The following is a 21,574-nucleotide window of genomic DNA, read 5'->3' on the forward strand; positions in this document are numbered from 1 at the left end:
TTTTGGGAGACCCCCGCCTTTTGGCGGGGGTCTTCTGTGTTTTGGGGTGGTTGGGTGGTTGGTGGGGATTGAGGTCAACTACGTACTGCCGTTTTGCTCGGAGTGGGCGCCCTGATGGCAGTCGGTGGTTGAAGTCAATCGCGTACTGCCGTTGTGCGGGGGTGGGGAAAGTCGGTTGTGGCAGGGGATGCGCACACGGAAAGTGGATCGTGGCGACGCGGGGACGCAATGGTACTGTCGCCGCGTGGTCTGCGTGTTAGGATGAACTAACATACTATGTTTTGTTAGATACGACTAACACTCTTCGTGATGTTATGTACATCTAACATCATGGATGGCTAAGAGGAGGTGTGTGCGGTGGCATATACAAGCACGATCTGGTCCAGGAGACAGCTTGCTGTAGCGGTCCGCGATGCGCGCATCGCGCGTGGTTTGACGCAGGCTGAACTGGCTCAGCGGGTCGGCGTTTCCAGGCCGTGGATCAGCCGATTCGAAAGTGGGCATGTAGAGAACGCTGGGTTCGAGCGCATCATGAAGCTATTCGAAGTGCTGGATATGCGGATGGAGGTTTCATATGAGACGAACCAATCTGCATCTCGGACCCAGAATGACGGCGATTCGGTGTCGGCGGATGACGCGCGCAGCGCTGATGGCGCGCGGAGGGCGGACGGTGTCGGATTGGGTCGCTTTGCGGGTTCTGGAGGCTTTTCTTCTGCGGGGGTGGGGTCGTTGAAGGAGGCAGTGTCGTTGAAGAAGATCCCGGGGTTTGACGATGCTCAGTTGGAGAAAATGCGTAAGCGTGTAGATCAATGGATGCAGACGCAGCTCGCTGATAACGCGTTGGGTGTTTCGATGGAACGCCTTGCGGAGAGTCTGAAGCTTGACATCGCTCGTCATGATGAAAGCCTGTCCGAGGCGGTAAGGCAAATCACACAAGTGACGATTCCGGCGACGGCGAAGACTTCTGAGGCCCAGCGTGAATCCAACGACAGCCAAAGCCGCAGTCAACAATGAGGAAGGGAGATATGAAGGAACTTCATGTTCTGCTCGATGGGCAGCATATCGGAGTGCTCGCGGAGGACGACCATGGCCGGCACATATTTCAATATGATGCTGATATGGGGTCTGGCATGGCGCTTTCGCTCTCGATGCCGGTGCGTGGCGAGGCATGGTCAGGTCGACCTGTGGAGGCGTATATCGATGGGTTGTTGCCGGATTCCATGGACGTGCGTACTCGAATCGGAAACTTGTATGGAGTGAGCCCGCGTAATCCATTCGCGCTGTTGTCCGCGATCGGCATGGATTGTGGCGGGGCGGTGCAGTTCATCACGGAGGAGCAGCTTGCGGCGCTGCCGCTGCCGGAGGTGTGGGAGCCCGTCGATGTACAGGAAATCGGCGAACGATTGAGCGGGGCAGGAGGAGCGGTAGCCCATGCGTGGCAGACGAACAGGGAACGATGGTCGTTGAATGGCTCACAGGAGAAGATTGCGCTCGCATATGCCGATGGTCGAAATCAATGGTACGAGGCGCGAGAAGCTGCCGCGACTACGCACATAATCAAGCCGGGCGTCTCGCGACTGCAGGGTCAGGCTTTCAATGAGTATCTCTGCATGCGTGCGGTCGATCGGTTGGGTTTGCCGGCATCGGTCTCGTCATACGTGGACTTCGGTGGCGTGAGTGCCATCGTCAGTCGACGTTGGGATCGCGATGTCGAGGAAGAACCCACGGAGAGTAATCAACCACTGAAGGTGCATAGAATTCATCAAGAGGATCTATGTCAGGCGACGGGGGTCATGAGCGCTGACAAATACCAAAGCGATGGTGGTCCCGGCGCGGTGAGCATAGTGAAGTTCATGCGCGACAACGGATTCGCGGAGTCGAGTGTGGATTTGTTCTATTCGGCACTGATTGTGAATTACCTGTTGTGCGGGACTGATGCGCATGCCAAGAACTATGCGGTACTCGAACGGGAAGACCGGCGCCCCGCGCTGGCTCCGCTCTATGACATAGCGTCGATGTATCCGTATGAGGGCTATATTCATGGCGCTAGAAAACTGAAGGTGGCGATGAAGATTGGGGATGAGTATCGTTGGCGCTTTGCTGAGTTGAGGTCATGGCGGAAACTCGCTCAACTCTGCGGAGACAGTGGTGATGAAGATCGGATCCTCGACGGTCTCCGTGACTATGCGCAGAGACTGCCGCAGGCCTTTGCCGAAGTGGCCAGGGAAGAAGTGCTTAAAGTGTTTCTTGCCTACGGTCCCGATGATCCCGCTGCGATTGAACGAATGCAGGTGATTCAGGCGATACAAACCGGCTTGGCAGCGAAGTGTGCAGAAGTGCGAAGCTGGTTCGACGCAAATTGATGCGAAAGCTGTTGCGGCGGCGGCGATGGTGATGGCGAGTGGAAGAGTGAAGGCCGGTCCTTGCGGATCGGCCTTGCGCTTGACAATGGGTGACATCTCCGTATGAAACGGTTGCTCAGATGTCCACCATGATTCCATGATACCAGCTAGCATGTGATAGCCGCGTGGATGGTTTTGCTCGCTGTCCATGCGGACGCTTCGGCATCTGTCGGGGTGACGCTATGCGCCGCCCTTGCCGGTGGCGCATTTTGACAATGGAGTGGCATCATGTCCATCAAGAATCCGACGCCGGATGATTCCGGTGTGATGTTGATCGCGGTGTTAGCGGTTCTCGCTTCGAGGATCGATGCGCCGTACGCGTTCGCCGGCTGTGTGCTGGTGGTCGCGGTGATTCTCGTCCGCTGGTTGAGGCGGTGACGGATGCCGTCCTCGGCGGTTGCGCCGGGGGTGGCGTTTCTTCTTCGTCGGTAGTCAGTGCGGGTGGCGGTCTGTGCGTGCGGGCACCTCAATACTGCTGTCGTCGGTGGCTGCGGTGGCAGTTTCGGGGTGAAGTTACGCGCAGACTGCGGGCGGGGGCGGTGGCGGGGGCGGTATTTAGGTGCGGTCACGCACGGACTGCCGTTAGGAGCGGCTGTGGTGGCAGTATTTGGGTGCGGTCACCTTGATACTGCCGTCGGAGGCTGTTGGGTGGCAGTTTGAAGGTGTGGGGACGCATGGACTGCTGTTGGTGGGAGAAGCGGAAGGGATAGAGGCGGTTGGATAGAATGGTCGGCTATGAGTGACTTTGTAGATCGAGTGACAGTGCATGTGAAGGGCGGAGACGGCGGCAACGGGTCGGCGGGCATCCGCAGGGAGAAGTACAAGCCGCTGGCCGGGCCGAACGGCGGCAACGGCGGACGCGGTGGATCGGTCATCTTCGTGGCCGACCCGAACGCGAATTCGCTGCTGGACTATCGGTTCATGCCGCATCGCAACGCCGAAAGCGGAACGATGGGTCTCGGCGACACGAAGGACGGTTCGCAGGGGGCTGATCTGCGGCTTCCGGTGCCGGTCGGCACCGTCGTGTTCACCGCACGCGGAGCGGAAGGCCAGCCGAAGCGCCCGGGCGAAGTGCTCGCGGACCTGCGCCACGCCGGCGACGAGTTCGTCGCGGCGGCCGGCGGCGCGGGCGGCCTCGGCAACGCGGCGCTCGCCAACAAGACGCGTCGCGCGCCGGGATTCGCATTGCTCGGCGAGCCCGGCGAGGAACGCGACGTCATCCTCGAGCTCAAATCGATCGCCGACGTGGCGCTCGTCGGCTTCCCTTCGGCAGGCAAGTCGTCGCTCATCGCGGCGATGTCGGCGGCGAAACCGAAGATCGCCGACTATCCGTTCACGACGCTCGTGCCGAACCTCGGCGTCGTGCAGGCCGGCGACATGCGGTACACGATCGCCGACGTACCGGGACTCATCCCGGGCGCGTCGCAAGGCAAGGGACTCGGACTGCAGTTCCTGAGGCACATCGAACGCACCGAGATCATCGCGCATGTGATTGATTGCGCGACGCTCGAGCCGAACCGCGACCCGGTCGCCGACTACCGCGCGCTCGAAAAGGAGCTCGCAGAATACGCCGACGAACTCGAACTGCCGCTCGGCGCGATCCCGATCCCCGAACGCCCGCGCGTCATCATCCTCAACAAGGTCGATATGCCGGAGGCGAAGGAGCTCGCTGAATTCGTCAAGCCAGAGTTCGAGAAGATGGACCTGCCGGTGTACGTCGTGTCGACGGCGTCGCACGAAGGCCTCAAGGAACTCAACTTCGCGCTCGCGAACCTCGTCACCGAGATGCGCAAGGACGTCGCTGCGCGCGAAGCCAGCGCCGAGGAGGAGCGCGTCGTCATCAAGCCGCTCGAGGAGGCGGGGACTCGCCGCCGCAACGGACGCAACGGCGACGTGCAGGAGTTCACGATCGAACGCGAGCAGGACGGCAACGGCAACTACTGGTACACGGTCACCGGCACGAAGCCGGAACGCTGGGTCGTGCAAACGAACTTCGACAACGACGAAGCCGTCGGCTATCTTGCGGACCGGCTCGCGAAACTCGGCGTCGAGGATGCGCTCAGGAAGAACGGCGCCAAGCCGGGAGACGAAGTGCGCATCGGACGCGGCGCGCGTGCCGTCGCCTTCGACTGGGACCCGACGATCGCGGCCGGCGCGGAGATGCTCGACGGCGCGCAGCTCGGCACGCGCGGCCACGACCTTCGCCTCGAGGAGGAGGACACGCGTGCGCGGCGCAGGACGAATTCGGAACGCCGCCGGCAGTACCACGAGATGATGGATGCGCGCGCCGCCGTGCGCGCGGCGATGCAGGCCGAACGCGAGGCCGGGCATTGGGCGGATCCGTCGATCGACGACGACCGGCACGATGAGACGTCGCTGTTCGGCCGCGGCGAACCGGAGGAGTACGAGGACGATGCGGATCGCGCGGGTTCGGATCGTTCAGGTTCGCAGGGAGACGAAGCGTGACGGGCGCCGACGGTCTGGTCGGTCAGGCCGGTCAGCGTGGAGACGAAGGTCGGCTGCGGGAGGAATCGGCTGTGGACGAGTCGGCGAAGTCGGCTGTCGGCGATTCGGCGGTCGGCGGGAAGCCGGCTGCGGATGTGACGGATGGGTCGGCGGCGGTCGTCGGCGTGCGATCCGGGATCGGCGCATGGACGGCGGAGGAGACGCGGCGCGCGATCGCGGCGGCGAAGACGATCGTCGTCAAGGTCGGATCGAGCTCGCTGACGCAGCCGTCCGGGCATCTTGACGTCGGCAAACTCGAGGCGTTGGCCGGCGCGTTGGCGAACGTGCGGCTCGCCGGCGCCAATGTCGTCCTCGTCTCGTCGGGCGCGATCGCGGCGGGCTTCGGGCCGCTCGGATTCGCGTCGCGCCCGACCGATGTGGCGACGCAGCAGGCGTGCGCGTCGGTCGGCCAGGGGCTGCTGATGGCGCAGTACGAGATGGCGTTCGGACGCTACGGCGTGCGCGTCGGACAGCTGCTCATCACCGCCGGCGACACGATGCAGCCGCAGCAGTACCGCAGCGCCCGGCGCACGATGGCGACGATGCTTGAACTCGGCGTCGTGCCCATCGTCAACGAGAACGACGCGCTCGCAAGCAACGAGATCCGCTTCGGCGACAACGATCGCCTGAGCGCGCTCATCGCGAACATGGTATGTGCCGACGCGCTCGTGCTGCTCACCGACGTCGACGCGCTCTACACGGCGCCGCCGAAGGAGCCGGGGTCGCGCAGGATCCCGTTCGTGCCGAACGTGACGGCAATGATCGACGAGATCCGCGTCGGCGGCACCGGGTCGGGCGTCGGCACCGGCGGCATGGTCACGAAACTCGAGGCGGCGCGCATGGCGGCGGTCTCCGGCATCCCGGCCGTCATGACCTGCGCATCGAACGCCGGTCCGGCGCTGATGGGCGATGGCGTAGGCACCGCGTTCGCGCCGGTCAAACAGCGCGGTTCGGCGAAGCGGCTGTGGATCAAGTTCGCGTCGCATCCGCAGGGCACGCTTGTCGCGGATGCCGGCGCGGCTGCGGCCGTGCGCGCGGGACGGGCGAGTCTGCTCGCCGCGGGCGTTCTCGAAGCGCGCGGGGATTTCGCGGCCGGCGATGCCGTGTGGATCGACGACGAGGCGGGCAACCATCTGGCGCGCGGGCTCGTCGCCTACGATTCCGAGGAGGTGCCGGACATGCTTGGCCGCAACACGGCGCAGTTGCGTCGTCTGCTCGGAGACGAATACGCGCATCCGCTCGTGCACCGCGACAACCTCGTGCTCGTGTAGCGCGGGGCTGGGGTTGCGCGGACGAGTGCGGGGCCCTAGGATGGGGCGGATTGCGCTGGGACGCAGCAGTGGCGGCCATTGCGGTTTTCTCCCGCAACGGCCGTTTTGCGTCCTGCTTCGTCGGGGTGGTCGAGGGGTTGGGTCAGGAATCTGACTGTTCGCGGGTCGGTTCGTCGGTGGGGTCGATGGGTTGGGCCGTTGTGGGGCGGTTTGTCGGAGGTGCGGATGAAGTGGGACGGTTCCGGGCTGTTTTGCGGGTCGGTTCGTCGGTGGGGTCGATGGGTCGGGACGGGGATCGGGCGGTTGTCGGGGTGGTCGACAAGGCGGGACGGAATCGGAGGCTTGGCGGGCGAGAAGGTCGAAGAGGGGGCGAAGCGGGATGGAAATCGGCGGGAATCGGGAAGGAAGTCCGGATGGTGAATCGGGAAGGCCGGCATATGGCTGTGATGACAATGTGAAGGGATAGCATGGAGGGCATGAGCAACTCCCTTTCTCTCTCCGAACGAATCAACCGCGTCGCGCCGAGCGCCACGCTCGCAGTGGACTCCAAGGCCAAGGCGATGAAGGCGCAGGGCGTCGACGTCATCGGCTTCGGCGCAGGCGAACCCAACTTCGCGACGCCGCAGGACATCGTGGCGGTCGCCGCCGAAGCGGTCGTCGATCCGAAGAACTACAAGTACACGCCGACGGCCGGTTTGCCGGAGCTGCGCGCGGCCATCGCCGACAAGACGCTACGTGACAGCGGCTACGAAGTGAAGCCGGAACAGGTCGTCGTGACGAACGGCGGCAAGCAGGCCGTGTATGAAACGTTCCAGCTGCTGCTCGACGACGGCGACGAGGTCATCATCCCGACTCCGTACTGGACGAGCTACCCCGAAGCCGTCAAGCTCGCAGGCGGCAAGCCGGTCGAAGTGTTCGCGGGCGCGGACGTGAACTTCGAGCCGAACGTCGCGGACCTCGAGGCGGCGCGCACCGAACGCACGAAAGCGGTCATCATCACGTCGCCGAACAACCCGACCGGCGCCGTGTGGAGCGAGGAGACGATCCGCGGCATCGGCGAATGGGCGGTCGAGCACGGCATCTGGGTCGTGAGCGACGAAATCTACGAACACCTCACCTACGACGGCGTGAAGACGACGTACGTCGGTGCGGCCGTGCCGGAAGTGCGCGACCAGCTGATCGTGCTCGACGGCGTGGCGAAGACGTACGCGATGCCCGGATGGCGCGTCGGCTGGATGGTCGCGCCGGAGCCGGTCGCGAAGGCCGCGGCGAAACTGCAGGGGCATATGACGTCGAATGTCAACAACATTGCGCAGCGTGCGGCGCTCGCCGCCGTCGCCGGGCCGCTCGACGCGGTCGCGCAGATGCGTGCGGCCTTCGACAAGCGCCGCGGCATCATCGTGTCCGCGCTCAACGACATCGAGGGTGTACACTGCCCGACGCCGAAGGGCGCGTTCTACGCATTCGCCGACGTTCGCGGACTGCTGAACAGGCCGGTCGGGCCGAACGGGCTCGAGTTCGAGACCTCGTCGGACCTGGCTGCGGCGCTGCTCGACGAAGCCCATGTGGCGGCGGTGCCCGGCGAGGCCTTCGGCGCGCCGGGATGCATGCGGTTCTCGTACGCGGTGGCGGACGATCAGATCGTGGAAGGCATGCGCCGGTTCAAGGAATGGGCCGAGGCGAAGCGCGCCTGAGGATGCGATCACGGCGCTCGCGGCGGATCCGGTGGTGCCGGTCCGCCGCGGCGGCGGTCCGCGATAAGCGGCATGGCGGCGGTTGCGCAGATGCGTGTCCGCCGCTTTTTGCTGTTATACGGGAGGGGCGTCGGCGGGTGGAAGCGCGGATGGGGCGACGCGGGACGGGCTTGCGGGTTGGCTCGTCGGGCTGGTTGATGAAGCGGGTCGGAAAGGGGGCGGGTTGCGGGTGGCTTCGTCGGTGAGGTCGATGGGTCGGGACGGAAAGTAGTGGGGTTGCGGGTCGGTTCATCGAGACGCGCGACGGGTTGGGATGGAGCGGACGGAATCATCGACGTGGTCGATGGAGCGAGTCGGAAAATAGCTGGGTTACGGGTGGTTTCGTCGGCGGCGTTGACGGAGTCGGACGGAAATGGGGTAGTTTGCGGGAGGGGACGTCGAGGGTGTCGATGGGGCGGGACGGAACTGCCGGGGCAGACGGAGATGAGGCTGGGCGGCAGGTGGGAAGCCTGGCGAGAGCTGGCGAAGCCGGGCGAGACCGGACGGAGCATCGGTGAAACGTGGGCGGAATGTGAAGGAAACACACAGGATTGGACATCGTCGGACGGATACGTTACTATTTCAACTTGGCAGTTTTGCGAAGGCCGGAAACGGCAGACGCAGAATCAACCTAGGGAAGTGGCGCAATTGGTAGCGCAACGGTCTCCAAAACCGTAGGTTGTGGGTTCGAGTCCCGCCTTCCCTGCAAAGACAGCGAGTAAGTTCATCGAATGCCTTTCAGGAGGGAACATGGCCAAGAAGACCGATCATGGCGAACTAGTCGTGAAGCCGAACGTGTTCATGCGCATCGGCCTGTTCATCAAGCAGATCATCGATGAACTCCGCAAGGTCGTGACGCCGACCAGGAAGCAGCTGTTCTACTGGTCGCTCGCATCGTTCATCTTCGTCGTGCTGCTCATGGTGCTCGTCACGCTGATGGACACCGGACTCGGCAAGCTCGCCTTCCTGATCTTCGGCTGATTCGGCCAAAGCGAAAAGAGGCGTAAACCTTGAGATTATAGCTGGGGGGAACCCCAGCTATAATCGTTTTCTGGTACATTCAATCGTTGGAATCAACCCCCCAGCACAAAAGGACATGCATGAGTGACGAAGTGAATCTCGATGAGCTCAATCAGGCTGATCAGGCTCAGTCGCAGACGGAGGAGATTGACGCCGTCGCCGCCGCGTCGCCGAGCGAGGATGTCGCGGAAGGCATCGCATACGACTCCGTGGACGCCGCGGAACAGACGCCGGCCGACGACGCCGACGAGGCTGCAACCGTGAGCATCGAAGAGGACATCGACGAGCAGCCGGACGTCAACTCGGACGCGAAATCGAACGGCACCGTGGACGCCGACGCAAACGACGACGGTCCGGCGGCAGAAGCGCAAGAAGAAGCCGAAGAAGAGGACGCCGGCGCGAAGGCGGTCAAGGAATTCTCGAAGAGCCTGCGCACGCTCGACGGCAAGTGGTACGTGCTGCACACGTATTCGGGATACGAGAAGCGCGTCAAGAGCAACATCGAATCGCGTGTGGCCAGCTTCGGTCTCGAAGACACGATCTTCCAGGTGGAAGTGCCGATGGAGGAAGTCGAGAAGCACACCGAGAAGGGCAAGAAGGTCGTCACGCGCGTGCGTGTGCCGGGATACGTGCTCATCCGCATGTGGCCGGACGAGGACGCGCGCCGCATCGTGCGCGAAACGGAAGGCGTGACCGGCTTCGTCGGGCCGACGCGTGAGCCGGCGCCGCTGACCCGCAAGGAAGTCGTGCAGATGATGGCGCCGATGATCGCGTCGCAGGCGCTCAAGGAGGCGGGCGACAAGCCGGCCGCTGCGAAGAAGCGCGTCATGGAGGTCTCGTACGCGGTGGGCGATCAGGTCACCGTCACCGACGGCCCGTTCGCGACGATGTCCGCGGTCGTCTCCGAAGTCGAGCCGTCGACGCAGAAGCTCACGGTGCTTGTGTCGATCTTCGGACGCGACACGCCGGTCGAGCTCGGTTTCGACCAGGTGGAGAAGCTCGTCTGAGCATCAGACGGCATCAAGCGGTTCTAAGCAACGCGCAGTTCGCCTTCGGGCGGCTGCGCGTTGCTCGTTGTGACGCATGATGCGGGCCATGTACGCCGTTGCATCGCTGATTGCAGGCGGTTGCGGTACGCGGGTGTATCTCAGCTGGGAAGGAGCATTTTCTCGGCAGCGGGTCAGTATGGGGGTGGAAATCGGCGTGATGACGCGCACCTCGGACGGGGATATCTGAGGGTGGCGGAGAAAATGCTCCTTCCCAGCCGAGATACGGCCAAAAGATGGGTGTGGCCGTTTCTTGTGCGCAATCGTGCCGTGCAGGCATGATGGGACGGGGAGGAAGGGGGCTTGCAAGGGAACACAAGCGCGCGAAAAACCTGGGTGTCGGTTTGGATTCGCGGGGTTATGGGACGGGCGGGATCGTAATGGGGTGCTGCGACGGTTGATGGCGCGCGATGTGCCGTGACGGGTTGGCATCGTGATGCGGACGTGCTGTGATGCGGACGTGTCGTGATGCGGACGTGCTGTGATGCGGACGCATCGTCGCATCGTGATGTCGGCGCATCACGGCATAATGGATAAGTTGTGACTGGAGGGTACGCGTATGCGTTCCCGCTGGCACAGCACAGCAAGACAAGGTTGCGGAAGGCGTGGAAACACGCCGTTTTCACCGCTTCACAGAAAGAAGAACCAACTTATGGCTCCTAAGAAGAAAGTCTCGGCGCTGATCAAGCTCCAGATCGAGGCTGGCAAGGCCAATCCGGCACCGCCGCTGGGCCCGGCTCTGGGTTCCCATGGCGTGAACATCATGGACTTCTGCAAGGCGTACAACGCGCAGACGCAGGACAAGATGGGCCAGATCATCCCTGTCGAGATCACCGTTTACGAGGATCGTTCCTTCGACTTCATCCTCAAGACGCCGCCGGCGGCCGCGCTGCTCAAGAAGGCTGCGGGCGTGCAGAAGGGCGCCGACAATCCGCTGACGACGAAGGTCGGCTCGGTCACCAAGGATCAGGTCCGCGAAATCGCGGAGACGAAGATGGCCGATCTTTCCGCTCGTGACATCGAAGCCGCAATGAAGATCATCGAGGGCACTGCGCGCTCGATGGGCATCACGGTGACGGACTGAGAGGAGAGGGACAGATGGCTAAGCACTCCAAGAAGTATCGCGAAGCGGCCGAGCGCATCGATCGCAACAACCTGTACACGCCGGAAGAGGCCATTGCTCTGCTCAAGAGCATGCCGTCATACAACTTCGACCAGACCGTCGAAGCTGTGCTCCGCCTCAACGTCGACCCGCGCAAGGCCGATCAGCTCGTGCGCGGCTCCGTCAACCTGCCGAACGGCACCGGTAAGACCGCCAAGGTTCTCGTGTTCGCCCGTGGCCCGAAGGCCACCGAGGCGCTCGAAGCTGGCGCGGACATCGTCGGTGACGACGATCTCGTCGAGCAGGTCGCCAACGGCTTCCTCGACTTCGACTCCGTCGTCGCGACGCCGGACATGATGGGCAAGGTCGGCCGCCTCGGCCGCGTGCTCGGTCCGCGTGGCCTCATGCCGAACCCGAAGACCGGCACCGTGACCATGGACGTCACGAAGGCCGTCAAGGACATCAAGGGCGGCAAGGTCGACTTCCGCGTCGACAAGAACGGCAACCTGAGCTTCCTCTTCGGCAAGCTTTCGTTCACCGCTGAAGCGCTCGATGAGAACTTCCGCGCAATCGCCGACGAAGTCAAGCGCCTCAAGCCGGCCACCGTCAAGGGTCGCTACATCACGAAGGCGACGATCACCGCGACGATGGATCCGGGCGTTCCGGTCGATCCGGCTTCAATCTGATTCGGTTTCCGATCGGTCGGCCAACTACGGCTGATTGAAGCGTCATCCCCGCTGGGCAACATGCCCGGCGGGGATTTCTTGTAGGTGGTGGGTGTTGGTCGGCGGCGTGCGTGAATCGTGAGGATGAAGAGACGAAGCTCGGAGAAGAAACGGTCGGTGGGTAGAATCGAAATCATGTTGGGCGACGAACACGCGGATATTCTGGAACTGTTGGCGGGACGCACGGACGATGGCACGATTCGGGCGCTCGCGTTCGAATGCCTGATCAGCGGACTGCGCGATGAGCGCGTCACGTCACTGCTCAACGTCATCGGATGGCGAGGACAGTTCGAATGCTTCGCCGTCGGGGGAGAACCGGCCGAAAGCATGGCGGCGACGGTGGCGAAAATCGGACAGGTCATCACGGATCTCGGCGGCGTGTCGCCGCTCATCGGCGTCTATGGCGCCTTCGTCATCGTATGCGCACGGGTGCAGGCGGCTGTGTCGCCGGGCATCGCGAGCACGAATATGCTGCCGGCGTTCAGCGAAGGGGCAGCCGTGTACGTCAGCCCGATGCGGGAAGGTGTCGAAGGGGCGAGCCATGCCGTGCGCGAAACGCTGTTCTCGTTGCAGGCGGCGCCGTCGATCGTCGAACCGGCGCGGCCGCTGCGCGCCGACGATCTGCTGCCGGAGCGCGCGCTCATCGGTGACGACATGGCGCGCGAGGAGCTGTACCGCAACGTCTATCAGGTATTGCACGGCAGCAGTGAGGACGATCCGACCTTCGTGACGGTGTCCACGTTCCTGCGGCACGGCGGGTCGCTTGAGGCGACGGCGAAGGAGCTCAACATCCATCCGAACACGGTCCGCTACCGGCTCAAGCGCGCGGCAGAGACGACCGGGTGGGATGCGACCGACCCGCGGGATGCCTTTGTGCTCAATACGGCGATCGCCATCGGTCGGATTCGGGACCGGTGAGGGCGATGGGGCGTTGGCAAGGGGCTACGGGCCTAGAAGGCGGTGATGGCGGCGACCAGGGCGGGGCTAGTTGATGGCTAAGCGGTGGTTGGTCGGGATCCGGGCAACAGTCTGATTGGTATCTGCGCTGAGGGAGAGCAACTTCGTCGGATAGGGCGCCTAGCGGGCTTGCGTGGTGGCGGAAATATGCGGTTTTGGATGGGGCTACTTGGCGAATGCCGGGAAGATGCTCTCCCTCAGCGCAGATATGGTTTCGGAGCTGGCTGCGCGGTTGTTTTGGAGTGCGGTTGTGTGCGGATGTGGGGCGTTCTGAGCGAACCGGGCGGTCTGAAGCCGTGGAATGGCTGGAATCCGAGTGGGATTGAGGTGTGCCGGCCGTGTGACCGGCACACCCAGCGCGGAATCAGTGCTGTGATGTTGGGATGGCCGGGAGGTCGAGACGGCGGAGAGTGTCGCGGTGGAACATGAGGCACAGGAAGCCGAAGACGAAGACGATCGGCAGCATGTGGCGCTCGAAGTTGTTCGCCGGCGCCGTGATCATGACGCCCATCAGCAGCAGCAACGGCATGTGCCACGACAGGGCGCGCCAACGTCTGAGCACGAGTTCGCCGGCGCCGATGAGCAATGTGAAGATGACATAGCAGTTGCCATGGGTGAACCAGCCAAGCACGGGGATGCTGCTCCAGCCGCGGGCGAAATCGGCGACCTTCGTGCGCCAGCCGTGGTCGTAGTACTTGATCCAGGTGTTCGTCTGCTGGACATAGTCGTTGTCGATGTAATAGCTCATCGGGACGTAGGGCGGATCGAAGATGTCGAAGTAGCCGTAGCTCTTGGCGAACAGGCCGTCGAAGGCGGTGCGCGGGTCGGCGCGAACGATCTCAAGCCACGCCTTGTTGAAGTTGTCCATGTCCTCGGGCGTGACGGAACGCCAACGATAGCTGACCTTCTTCGACTGGATACCGGAGGATTTGACCGGGTCGGCGTCCTGGGGACGGTAGGCCTGCGCGGTCTGGTCGAGGTTGAAAATCGGGGCGAGCTTGTCTCGCGCGTCCTGCGGGATCGCGTTCGGATTCTCGTGGGCGACGCGCGCGATCATCTGAATCTGGATGCCGCGGGATTCGATCGGGTCGCCGCTGATGATCGTGCCGGAGGCGATCAGCGCGGCGATCGAACCGTGGATCAGGATCGTCGGCAGCAGCAGCGTGCCGAGGTAGAGCTTCCAGCGGCGACGGTCGGCGAGCAACGAAAAAACGACCTGTGCGAGAAGGATATACCACGCGTACTTCGCGCTGATCAGCATGACGCTCACCGAGACGACGAGCGCGGCAATCGTGATATGGCGCGTGGGGAGGACCTCGGTGCGCAGGGTGGGGGAGGTCTTCACGCGCGGGGCGTAAGTCATGTAGAGCTCGTACATCAGGCCGAACCACCAGGTGAATGCGAACGCGAACAGTGGGGATTTCGTCAGCGAAATCGTCGCGAACAGCACGAGCGGGCAGCAGATGAAGACGAGCATGATGAGCGCGCGGGCGCAGGCACCGGCGGGAGTGCCCGCGTAAGGGGTGATGCGCGTGGAGATCGTCGTCGCGGTCGAGGTGATCAGTGAGGAATCAGCGGGCATGCTGCGGTGGTCCTTGCTGCGCGAACGGCGGGTGAGCCACGGCAGATTGAAGAAACGATTCGCGGCGGATGCACAGCAGAAACCGGCGAACAACCATTGGAGGAAGGCGAGGACGACGAGGCCGGCGTCGTTCGAGCCGGTCAGGTAGCGGGAGATGGCGAGGGCGCCGCCGTAGAAGACGGTGAGGACGATGTTGTGCTGGTCGGTCAGGTAGGTCGGCTGGTCGGGCCACATGTAGTGGGCGGTTGGGTAGATGTCCATCGGGACGAAGGAGAAGAAGCCGATGTAGGGCTGGTCGACGCCGGTCCATTGATTCCACGCCCAGGCGAATTCGCGGGCTTGCGAATAGATGTCGGCGCCGAAGGCCGCGAGGAGCGTCGCCGGAACCCACAGCCAGCAGATGGCGAGAACGAGCCAGATGCGTTTCCAGTCGGAAGTCGCCGCGATGATCGCGCGCGAGACGGCGGCGGTGATGTGGGAGCAGTGGGGGCGGAGGCGGAAGGCGAAGGTGTGCTTGATGGGCTTCGCGTGGATGTCGGAGGTGTGGGCGTTTTCGGGAGTGTGAGAGTTCGCGGGGGTGTGGATGGAGGAGGATGTGGACAGAGGGGATGTAGAATGCACCGCGATTGTGGAAGAGTCATTGTGATCGTCCACATCAGTATCCACAGCGATGTGGATTGAGTCGGTGGTGGATACGGAGGTTGTGGGACCGGAGACGGAATCGGTTGGGGTGGAAGGGGAATCAGATGTGGTAGCGGAAGGGGAATCACCGACAGTGGCGGAGGTCGGGGTGTGGGGGCGGACTCGGGTGAGGTTGCGGGGTTTGCACATGCCTTCGCGGCGGTAGGCGGTGAAAACAAGCAGCAGCACAAAACCGAAGGTGCAGCTGAACATGACGAGGAACAGCAGCGCGTTCGTCCATCCGAAGCCGGCGAGACCGACGTCGGAGCGCATCAGCGGACCGATCGACGTGCACCAGGAGATCCAAACGCAGGCGAGCGCGGCGATCAGCCAACGGAAGAACGCGCCGCAGCGGTCGGCGAACGTTGGCGGCGTCACGCGGAAAGCGGGGGTTGTGGTCGCGGAGGATTCGGCATTGGTGAACGACGCGGTCGTCGGGGTGTCGGAATCGGTGGGATGCTCACGTGCCATAGACGCGATTGTACAATCGGCGGCAGAATGGACGGCTCATGCGGGGTTAGCCGTCGGCGCAGTGGGCGGTGGCGGGATGTGCGGGGGTCGTTGTCGGTGGGGAGGAGCATGGGTGGTCGCGTGTGGGCATCGGAGTTCGGGTGCATGATGGATAGGGAATCAGAACATCAACGGAGGAGCATCGCATGGCGGAAGGAAACATGAGCGGCAACGGCAACAACAACGATGGCGGTGCTGCGGCTGCGTCGATGTCTGGGTCGGTGGCCGCATCGAGCGCGCAGCAGAATCCGTTCCGCGATGACAATGTCGTCACCGGCGACCTGCCGCTGACGCGGGCGGTGGCGAATGTCGTGTCGCTCAAATCGGTCGGGTCGACGAACACGGTCGCTGAAACATACATCACAAGCGGGCGGTGGAATCGCAACGGCATGACGATTGTCAGCGCGCGGGAGCAGACGGCAGGGCGCGGCCGGCTCGACCACACATGGTTCAGCTCGCCGGGGAAATCGTTCATGATGTCGTTCATTTCCGCGGTGGGCAAGAATGTGGCATGCGACCCGCAGATCAACGGATGGCTGCAGATGATCGCGGGATTGTCCGTACTCGACGCGCTGCGTGAAACACTGAGTGAAACGGATATGATGCTCGTGCGCGACCCGGCGAACATCGACGACGCGCGCGACGACGTCATGCTCAAATGGCCGAACGACATCGTCTACCACGGGCATAAACTCGGCGGCATCCTCGCGCAGATCGTGACGGTGCCCGCGCCGGACATCGTCGCCGTCATCTATGGGGTCGGGCTCAACATCGACGTGCCGCTTGGTGAGCTGCCGACCGACGAGGCGACGTCGTGGCAGCTCATCACACAACCCGAGCACGCGGGGGAGCGGCCGAGCACGGAGGCGGTGATGGATCTCATCGCATCGCGCACGGTAAAACATATCGAGGAGCGGCTGTGGAGTCTTGGGCTGAACCCCGAGGTGGACGTGCAGCATTTGCGGCGCCGGCTCGTGCAGGAAAGTTGGACGCTCGGGCATCCGGTCGAGGTGCACTATACGAACGGCGAGACGGAGCGCGGGATTGCGCATGGCATCAACGCCGACGCGTCGCTGTCTATGACGACCTACGACGGCGAAGAGCGGATCGTGCACACGGCTGACGTAGGCGTGCTGCCGAACGTGGCGCGCTGAGCGGGCGACGGGTGGCGGTCGCTGGCGGGCTGGGTTGCGAACGTGCCGGGTGCGGGGTGCGGCTGCGGCGTTCGCTGGGAGGGGCGGTTGTGATCGTTCCGGGTGCGGATCGTGACGCTGGCGTTCGCTGACGGTTCGGTTTGCGATCGTTCCGGGTGCGGGGTGCGCCTGGGACGATCGCAACCGGCGGGTCAGCGCAGCTTGGCGAGCGCGATTGGTGTCGCAAGCGAAGCGGCAAGCGCGGCTTTCAGCAGATCGCCGGGGAGGAAGGCCGACGACGCCATCGCGAGCGGCTTTAGCGGCGCATGCGTCGTCGCCGCCTGAACGAGCACGCCAACGCCATCCTGCAGCAGCACGCATCCGAGTGCACACGCGAGGAAATAGCCGAGGAAGACCACAATCGGCATCAGCGCGGCCGCGCGCGTGGAGTGAATGTGGCCGTTGATGCCGTTTCGCGACGCGAACCGCACGATGAGCGCGCCGAGCAGCGACGTGACGATGCCGGCCGGCAGGAACGCATACAGGAAGCCGCATGTTGGACCGACGAGCGCGGCCGTCGACATGCCGCCCGAGAAGACCGGCAGTCCGCACAGCCCCATCGTCAGGTAGAGGGCGACGGCGCTCGCGACACGTCGCCAATCGAGCGTCACGGCGGCGATCATCAGCACGAGCGTCTGCAACGTGATCGGCACCGGCGTTCCCGGAATTGCGATGCGACCGATCGCCGCGGCCGCCCACAACGCCCCGGCCGTGAGCGCTACCGGCAGCGCACCGCCGGCGACACGCCGAATAGTGACTTCTGACGTCCGAATGGTGAGACTGCTGTTGTGGTTCGATTGATGATTCATCGTCGTTCCTTCATATGTTGTGGACTGTCCGTATCCGCCATCCCCGCCTGCTACCGGTAACGGATTGCTGCCGGCGGCACACGGCTGTCTGTGATCAGGTGCCTCCCGCAACAGGTCGCTACCCGTAACTGGAGGCTACCCGTAGGAGCCGGGCGGATGGGTTGCAGCTGCGAGATGGTGGGGACGGGGGTAAGGATACGGAAGGGGACGGGGGACGGGTTTTGTTCACGTCCACAAAAGTCGGGGACGATTCTTGTGGGAACGAAAGTGTCGACGCCTCACGAAAAAGAGGATGCTGAAACGCATGCTTGACCAAGACCCGACTGTGCATCCACCCACTGCGTGCGCTTCACCGACCCGCACCGACGCATCGTCCCGAACGCCCGGCCTACGCACGCCCATGGCCGCCGCCGATTCCGCCGCATCCACAACTCCCGACGCCCCAACCCCGATGAAGCTTCTGGTGGCCAATCGGGGGGAGATTGCGCTGCGCGTCGTGCGGACGGCTCGGGAGATGGGGGTGCCGACCGTCGTCGTCTATGCGGAACAGGATCGCCACTGCCAGTATGTGCGCATGGCCGACGAGGCGTTTCTGCTGTCCGGCGACACCTATGCGGACACCTATCTCAATGAGGATCTGCTCATCTCGATTCTGCGCCGTTCGGGCGCGAACGCCGTCCACCCCGGCTACGGCTTCCTCTCCGAAGTGAGTTCCTTCGCGCGCAAGGTGATCGCCGAAGGTGCCATCTGGATTGGCCCGTCGCCGGAGGCGCTCGACGCGCTCGGCGACAAGATCAGCGCACGCCGCGTCGCCGAAAAAGCCGACGTGCCGCCGGTGCCGGGCATCTCGCACGCCGTCACCGGCATGCGTCCGCTGCTCGACTTCGCGCACACGCACGGCTATCCGCTGATGCTCAAACGCACTGACGGCGGCGGCGGACGCGGCATCACGCTCGTGCGCAGCGACGACGAGCTGCGCGGCTTCTACCTCAACCACAACGCCGCGCAGGGCGGCGACCTCGACGACTATTTCGTCGAACGATTCATCGACAACGGCCGACACGTCGAAACCCAATGCGGCCGCGACATGCACGGCGATTTCACCGTCTATTCGACGCGCGACTGCTCGGTGCAGCGACGCAATCAGAAACTCATCGAAGAGGCGCCGGCGCCGTTCCTGCCCGACGACGTCCTCGAACAGCTCGAACGCTACTCGCGTCGCCTGTTTGAAGCGGTCGGCTATGTGGGCCTCGGCACCTGCGAGTTCATGGTGACGCCATCCGGCAAAGCGTATTTCCTCGAAGTCAATCCGCGTCTGCAGGTGGAACACACGGTCAGCGAGGAGGTCAGCGGCGTCGATCTCGTGCGCGAACAGCTGACGATCGCCGCCGGCGGTGCGCTGACGCACGCGCCGTCGCCGCGCGGCCACAGTTTCGAACTGCGCATCACGAGCGAGGATCCGCAATCGAATCTGACGCCGTCCGCAGGCACACTCGAGACGGTGCGTTGGCCGAGCGGCCCGGGCGTGCGCGTCGACTCCGGTGTCCTCGAAGGCGACACGATCTCCCCGAAATTCGATTCGATGATGGGCAAACTCGTCGTCACCGCGTCCGATCGCGCGGCGGCCGTCGCACGTGTGCGCCGCGCGCTCGACGAAATCGAAATCACCGGCGTGCCGACCCCGGTCGAGCTGTACCGCACCGTCTTCGCCGACGACGAATTCACGGCCGAACACGGTGCCGAATTCGCCGTGAGCACGAAATGGCTCGAACGCAAGTATCTCAACCGCGAGCCGGCGTCGACGCGCAGCGGCCAGCCGGCGTCGCTGAGCGCGTCCGCGGAGCCGGCCGACGCGCACACGCCGAGCGAGGAAATCGTCATCGAAATGAATCATCGGCGCGTCGTGCTCACCGTGCCGAGCGACGTCGTCGCGACGCTCACCGGAGGCGCACGCACACGCGCCGCCGAACGCGCGACGCAGCCGCTGCGCGGTCAGGGCATGCATCACATCGAGCGCGGACGGCAGCGCGAAGACGAACGTTCCGGCGTCATCGCGTCGCCGATGCAGGCGATCGTCACGCGCATCACCGTGACGCCGGGGCAGCGGGTGGCCAAAGGCGACCTGCTCGTCGTGCTCGAGTCGATGAAGATGGAAAACTACGTCTACGCGCCCGTCAACGGCGTCGTCAACAAGATCTTCGCGGCACCCGCGAGCGCCGTCGACGCCGGCGAAACGCTGCTGACGATCGACGTCGAAGGCGCGCATCGCAACGAGGAATCTACAGCTGCCGAGAACGCGGCTGCCAACACCAGCAAGGGGGAGCAGGCATGAGCGACATCACCGAATCACCGGCGCTGCAGGCGCTCGTCGCCGACGGCACGCTCGACGACGCCGTCGCCGCGGCCGTCGATACGCCGCGCGCAGCAACGGAGGGCGACGCGATGGGCGGCGAACGTCAGCCGATCCGGCCGTCTGTGCTCAAGGCGGCACAGCTGGCGCGCGACGCCGAGGCGCACGCGCGCGACCGTCAGCACGTCAAAGGCAAGCTGACGGCGCGCGAACGGCTCGATCTGCTGCTCGACACCGGCACCTTCGAGGAAATCGGACGATTCAGCGGCGGCGACATCAACGCAGGGCGCGCCGGCGCGGCCGTCATCACCGGATTCGGCGAAGTCTACGGGCGGCGCGTCGCCGTCTATGCGCAGGATTTCTCGGTGCGCGGCGGCACACTTGGTGTTGCTGAAGGACGCAAGATCTGCCGGCTGATGGATCAGGCACTCACGTTGCGCATTCCGATCGTCGCGTTGATCGATTCGGGCGGCGCGCGCATCCAGGAAGGAGTCGCCGCGCTCACACAGTACGGGCGCATCTTCCGGCGCACCTGCGAGGCGAGCGGCGCCGTCCCGCAGATCTCGCTGATCCTCGGGCCGTGCGCGGGAGGTGCCGTCTACTGCCCGGCGCTGACCGACCTGATCGTCATGACGCGTGAGAATTCGAACATGTTCGTCACCGGGCCGGACGTCATCAAGGCGGCGACCGGCGAATCAATCAGCATGGACGATCTTGGTGGCGGCGTCGTGCACAGCACGACGTCGGGCGTCGCGCACTATCTGGGCGTCGACGAGGCGGATGCGATCGACTATGCGCGCACCGTGCTCGCGTATTTGCCGGCGAATGCGGACGAGCAGCCGCCGACCTACGCGTATATGGCGACGCGCGCCGACCATGAGGTCGCGCGACGTCTGGGCACGATCGTGCCCGACAACGACCGCCAGCCCTACGATGTGCTCGACGTCATCCGCTGCGTCGTCGACTACGGCGAGTTCGTGCAGGTGCATGAGCTGTTTGCGCCGTCGGCCGTCGTCGGATTCGCGTGCGTTGACGGCTACCCGGTCGGCCTCGTCGCGAACCAGCCGAACGTCGACGCCGGCGGTCTCGACGTCGACTCGTCGGAGAAGGTCGCGCGTTTCGTGCGACTGTGCGACGCGTTCAACCTGCCGGTCGTCACATTGGTGGACACGCCCGGATACAAGCCGGGCGCCGAACAGGAGCACGCCGGCATCATCCGCCGCGGCGCGAAGGTCATCTACGCGTATGCGAACGCGCAGGTGCCGCTCGTCACGATCGTGCTGCGCAAGGCGTACGGCGGCGCGTACATCGTCATGGGGTCGAAGTCGATCGGTGCCGACCTCAACTACGCGTGGCCGGCGGCGCAGATTGCCGTGCTCGGCGCGACCGGCGCCGTCAACATCATCCATCGCAAGGATCTGCAGAAGGCGAGGGATGCCGGCGCGGACGTCGAGGCGGTGCGTGCGAAGTACGCGGCCGAATACGAACGTACGACCGTCAACGCGAACCTGTCGATGGAAACCGGGCAGATCGACGCGATGATCGACCCCGAGCAGACACGCGACACCTTGATCGAGGGACTGCGGCTGCTGCGCGGTAAACGACGCGCGCGCCGCGCCGGCAGACACCACGGCAACCAACCGCTGTGACGGCGGCCGACTTAACCGCTTCATCAACTGCAAACTCAA

General features: G+C 64.0%; 17 protein-coding genes and 1 tRNA gene. 16 read left to right on the forward strand and 2 right to left on the reverse strand.

Features of this window, described 5'->3' with window-relative positions; all coding sequences use genetic code 11:
- Positions 1 to 357 precede the first annotated feature (357 nt).
- From CGZ88_RS07035 to CGZ88_RS07085, 13 genes are all read left to right on the forward strand, one after another.
- Positions 358 to 1,014 (forward strand): helix-turn-helix domain-containing protein, encoded by a 657-nt coding sequence (locus tag CGZ88_RS07035; RefSeq protein WP_051198433.1) that lies wholly within the window; start codon positions 358 to 360, stop codon positions 1,012 to 1,014.
- Positions 1,015 to 1,025: 11 nt separating this feature from the next.
- The gene (locus CGZ88_RS07040) at positions 1,026 to 2,363 is read left to right on the forward strand and encodes a type II toxin-antitoxin system HipA family toxin (protein ID WP_051198431.1); all 1,338 of its coding nucleotides are present in this window, start codon (positions 1,026 to 1,028) and stop codon (positions 2,361 to 2,363) included.
- A 267-nt stretch (positions 2,364 to 2,630) separates the two neighbouring features.
- On the forward strand, positions 2,631 to 2,780 hold the full coding sequence (locus CGZ88_RS08995; RefSeq protein ID WP_155802735.1) for a hypothetical protein: 150 nt from the start codon (positions 2,631 to 2,633) through the stop codon (positions 2,778 to 2,780).
- A gap of 357 nt (positions 2,781 to 3,137) precedes the next feature.
- Complete coding sequence (obgE, locus tag CGZ88_RS07045; RefSeq protein ID WP_101671459.1) at positions 3,138 to 4,868, forward strand: GTPase ObgE; 1,731 nt, start codon at positions 3,138 to 3,140, stop codon at positions 4,866 to 4,868.
- A gap of 176 nt (positions 4,869 to 5,044) precedes the next feature.
- Positions 5,045 to 6,178, forward strand: coding sequence for a glutamate 5-kinase (gene proB, locus CGZ88_RS07050; RefSeq protein ID WP_101671598.1), 1,134 nt, complete (start codon positions 5,045 to 5,047; stop codon positions 6,176 to 6,178).
- A gap of 476 nt (positions 6,179 to 6,654) precedes the next feature.
- A complete protein-coding gene (locus CGZ88_RS07055; RefSeq protein WP_101671460.1) occupies positions 6,655 to 7,872 on the forward strand; it encodes a pyridoxal phosphate-dependent aminotransferase in 1,218 nt (405 codons plus the stop codon).
- A gap of 672 nt (positions 7,873 to 8,544) precedes the next feature.
- Positions 8,545 to 8,617, forward strand: a tRNA-Trp gene (locus CGZ88_RS07060).
- 44 nt (positions 8,618 to 8,661) lie between these two features.
- Positions 8,662 to 8,892 carry a preprotein translocase subunit SecE gene (gene secE, locus CGZ88_RS07065; protein WP_026645542.1) on the forward strand — a complete coding sequence of 77 codons (231 nt, stop codon included), beginning with the start codon at positions 8,662 to 8,664 and terminating at the stop codon, positions 8,890 to 8,892.
- Between the two features lie 119 nt (positions 8,893 to 9,011).
- On the forward strand, positions 9,012 to 9,938 hold the full coding sequence (nusG, locus tag CGZ88_RS07070) for a transcription termination/antitermination protein NusG (RefSeq protein WP_026645541.1): 927 nt from the start codon (positions 9,012 to 9,014) through the stop codon (positions 9,936 to 9,938).
- 88 nt (positions 9,939 to 10,026) lie between these two features.
- Positions 10,027 to 10,167, forward strand: a complete 141-nt coding sequence (locus CGZ88_RS09000; RefSeq protein ID WP_155802857.1) for a hypothetical protein — start codon at positions 10,027 to 10,029, stop codon at positions 10,165 to 10,167.
- 462 nt (positions 10,168 to 10,629) lie between these two features.
- Positions 10,630 to 11,061, forward strand: coding sequence for a 50S ribosomal protein L11 (rplK, locus tag CGZ88_RS07075; RefSeq protein ID WP_024541045.1), 432 nt, complete (start codon positions 10,630 to 10,632; stop codon positions 11,059 to 11,061).
- Between the two features lie 14 nt (positions 11,062 to 11,075).
- Complete coding sequence (gene rplA, locus CGZ88_RS07080; RefSeq protein ID WP_026645540.1) at positions 11,076 to 11,765, forward strand: 50S ribosomal protein L1; 690 nt, start codon at positions 11,076 to 11,078, stop codon at positions 11,763 to 11,765.
- Positions 11,766 to 11,939: 174 nt separating this feature from the next.
- Positions 11,940 to 12,722: a PucR family transcriptional regulator gene (locus CGZ88_RS07085; RefSeq protein ID WP_026645539.1), complete on the forward strand. Its 783-nt coding sequence runs from the start codon at positions 11,940 to 11,942 to the stop codon at positions 12,720 to 12,722.
- Positions 12,723 to 13,125: 403 nt separating this feature from the next.
- On the opposite strand, the gene CGZ88_RS07090 is transcribed toward CGZ88_RS07085, so the two are convergent.
- The gene (locus tag CGZ88_RS07090; protein ID WP_101671461.1) at positions 13,126 to 15,495 is read right to left on the reverse strand and encodes a DUF6020 family protein; all 2,370 of its coding nucleotides are present in this window, start codon (positions 15,493 to 15,495) and stop codon (positions 13,126 to 13,128) included.
- A gap of 185 nt (positions 15,496 to 15,680) precedes the next feature.
- On the opposite strand from CGZ88_RS07090, the gene CGZ88_RS07095 reads away from it, so the two are divergent.
- The gene (locus tag CGZ88_RS07095; RefSeq protein WP_243390100.1) at positions 15,681 to 16,688 is read left to right on the forward strand and encodes a biotin--[acetyl-CoA-carboxylase] ligase; all 1,008 of its coding nucleotides are present in this window, start codon (positions 15,681 to 15,683) and stop codon (positions 16,686 to 16,688) included.
- Between the two features lie 191 nt (positions 16,689 to 16,879).
- On the opposite strand, the gene CGZ88_RS07100 is transcribed toward CGZ88_RS07095, so the two are convergent.
- Positions 16,880 to 17,536, reverse strand: coding sequence for a biotin transporter BioY (locus CGZ88_RS07100; RefSeq protein ID WP_026645536.1), 657 nt, complete (start codon positions 17,534 to 17,536; stop codon positions 16,880 to 16,882).
- A 400-nt stretch (positions 17,537 to 17,936) separates the two neighbouring features.
- Here CGZ88_RS07100 and CGZ88_RS07105 point away from each other — a divergent pair, with 400 nt between their 5' ends.
- Together CGZ88_RS07105 and CGZ88_RS07110 are read left to right on the forward strand one after the other, a co-directional pair.
- Positions 17,937 to 19,868, forward strand: a complete 1,932-nt coding sequence (locus CGZ88_RS07105; RefSeq protein ID WP_423734416.1) for an ATP-binding protein — start codon at positions 17,937 to 17,939, stop codon at positions 19,866 to 19,868.
- The gene (locus CGZ88_RS07110) at positions 19,865 to 21,535 is read left to right on the forward strand and encodes an acyl-CoA carboxylase subunit beta (protein ID WP_101671463.1); all 1,671 of its coding nucleotides are present in this window, start codon (positions 19,865 to 19,867) and stop codon (positions 21,533 to 21,535) included. The genes CGZ88_RS07105 and CGZ88_RS07110 overlap by 4 nt, the downstream gene beginning before the upstream one ends.
- The last annotated feature ends 39 nt before the right edge of the window (positions 21,536 to 21,574 follow it).

Source organism: Bifidobacterium anseris (assembly GCF_002860345.1).
Classification (GTDB): domain Bacteria; phylum Actinomycetota; class Actinomycetes; order Actinomycetales; family Bifidobacteriaceae; genus Bifidobacterium; species Bifidobacterium anseris.

Coding starts and splice junctions, on each gene's coding strand:
- CGZ88_RS07040 (WP_051198431.1), top strand. CDS start 1,026: ATGAAGGAACTTCATGTTCTGCTCGATGGGCAGCATATCGGAGTGCTC.
- CGZ88_RS08995 (WP_155802735.1), top strand. CDS start 2,631: ATGTCCATCAAGAATCCGACGCCGGATGATTCCGGTGTGATGTTGATC.
- obgE (WP_101671459.1), top strand. CDS start 3,138: ATGAGTGACTTTGTAGATCGAGTGACAGTGCATGTGAAGGGCGGAGAC.
- CGZ88_RS07055 (WP_101671460.1), top strand. CDS start 6,655: ATGAGCAACTCCCTTTCTCTCTCCGAACGAATCAACCGCGTCGCGCCG.
- secE (WP_026645542.1), top strand. CDS start 8,662: ATGGCCAAGAAGACCGATCATGGCGAACTAGTCGTGAAGCCGAACGTG.
- nusG (WP_026645541.1), top strand. CDS start 9,012: ATGAGTGACGAAGTGAATCTCGATGAGCTCAATCAGGCTGATCAGGCT.
- CGZ88_RS09000 (WP_155802857.1), top strand. CDS start 10,027: ATGTACGCCGTTGCATCGCTGATTGCAGGCGGTTGCGGTACGCGGGTG.
- rplK (WP_024541045.1), top strand. CDS start 10,630: ATGGCTCCTAAGAAGAAAGTCTCGGCGCTGATCAAGCTCCAGATCGAG.
- rplA (WP_026645540.1), top strand. CDS start 11,076: ATGGCTAAGCACTCCAAGAAGTATCGCGAAGCGGCCGAGCGCATCGAT.
- CGZ88_RS07085 (WP_026645539.1), top strand. CDS start 11,940: ATGTTGGGCGACGAACACGCGGATATTCTGGAACTGTTGGCGGGACGC.
- CGZ88_RS07090 (WP_101671461.1), bottom strand. CDS start 15,495: ATGGCACGTGAGCATCCCACCGATTCCGACACCCCGACGACCGCGTCG.
- CGZ88_RS07095 (WP_243390100.1), top strand. CDS start 15,681: ATGGCGGAAGGAAACATGAGCGGCAACGGCAACAACAACGATGGCGGT.
- CGZ88_RS07100 (WP_026645536.1), bottom strand. CDS start 17,536: ATGAATCATCAATCGAACCACAACAGCAGTCTCACCATTCGGACGTCA.
- CGZ88_RS07105 (WP_423734416.1), top strand. CDS start 17,937: ATGGCCGCCGCCGATTCCGCCGCATCCACAACTCCCGACGCCCCAACC.
- CGZ88_RS07110 (WP_101671463.1), top strand. CDS start 19,865: ATGAGCGACATCACCGAATCACCGGCGCTGCAGGCGCTCGTCGCCGAC.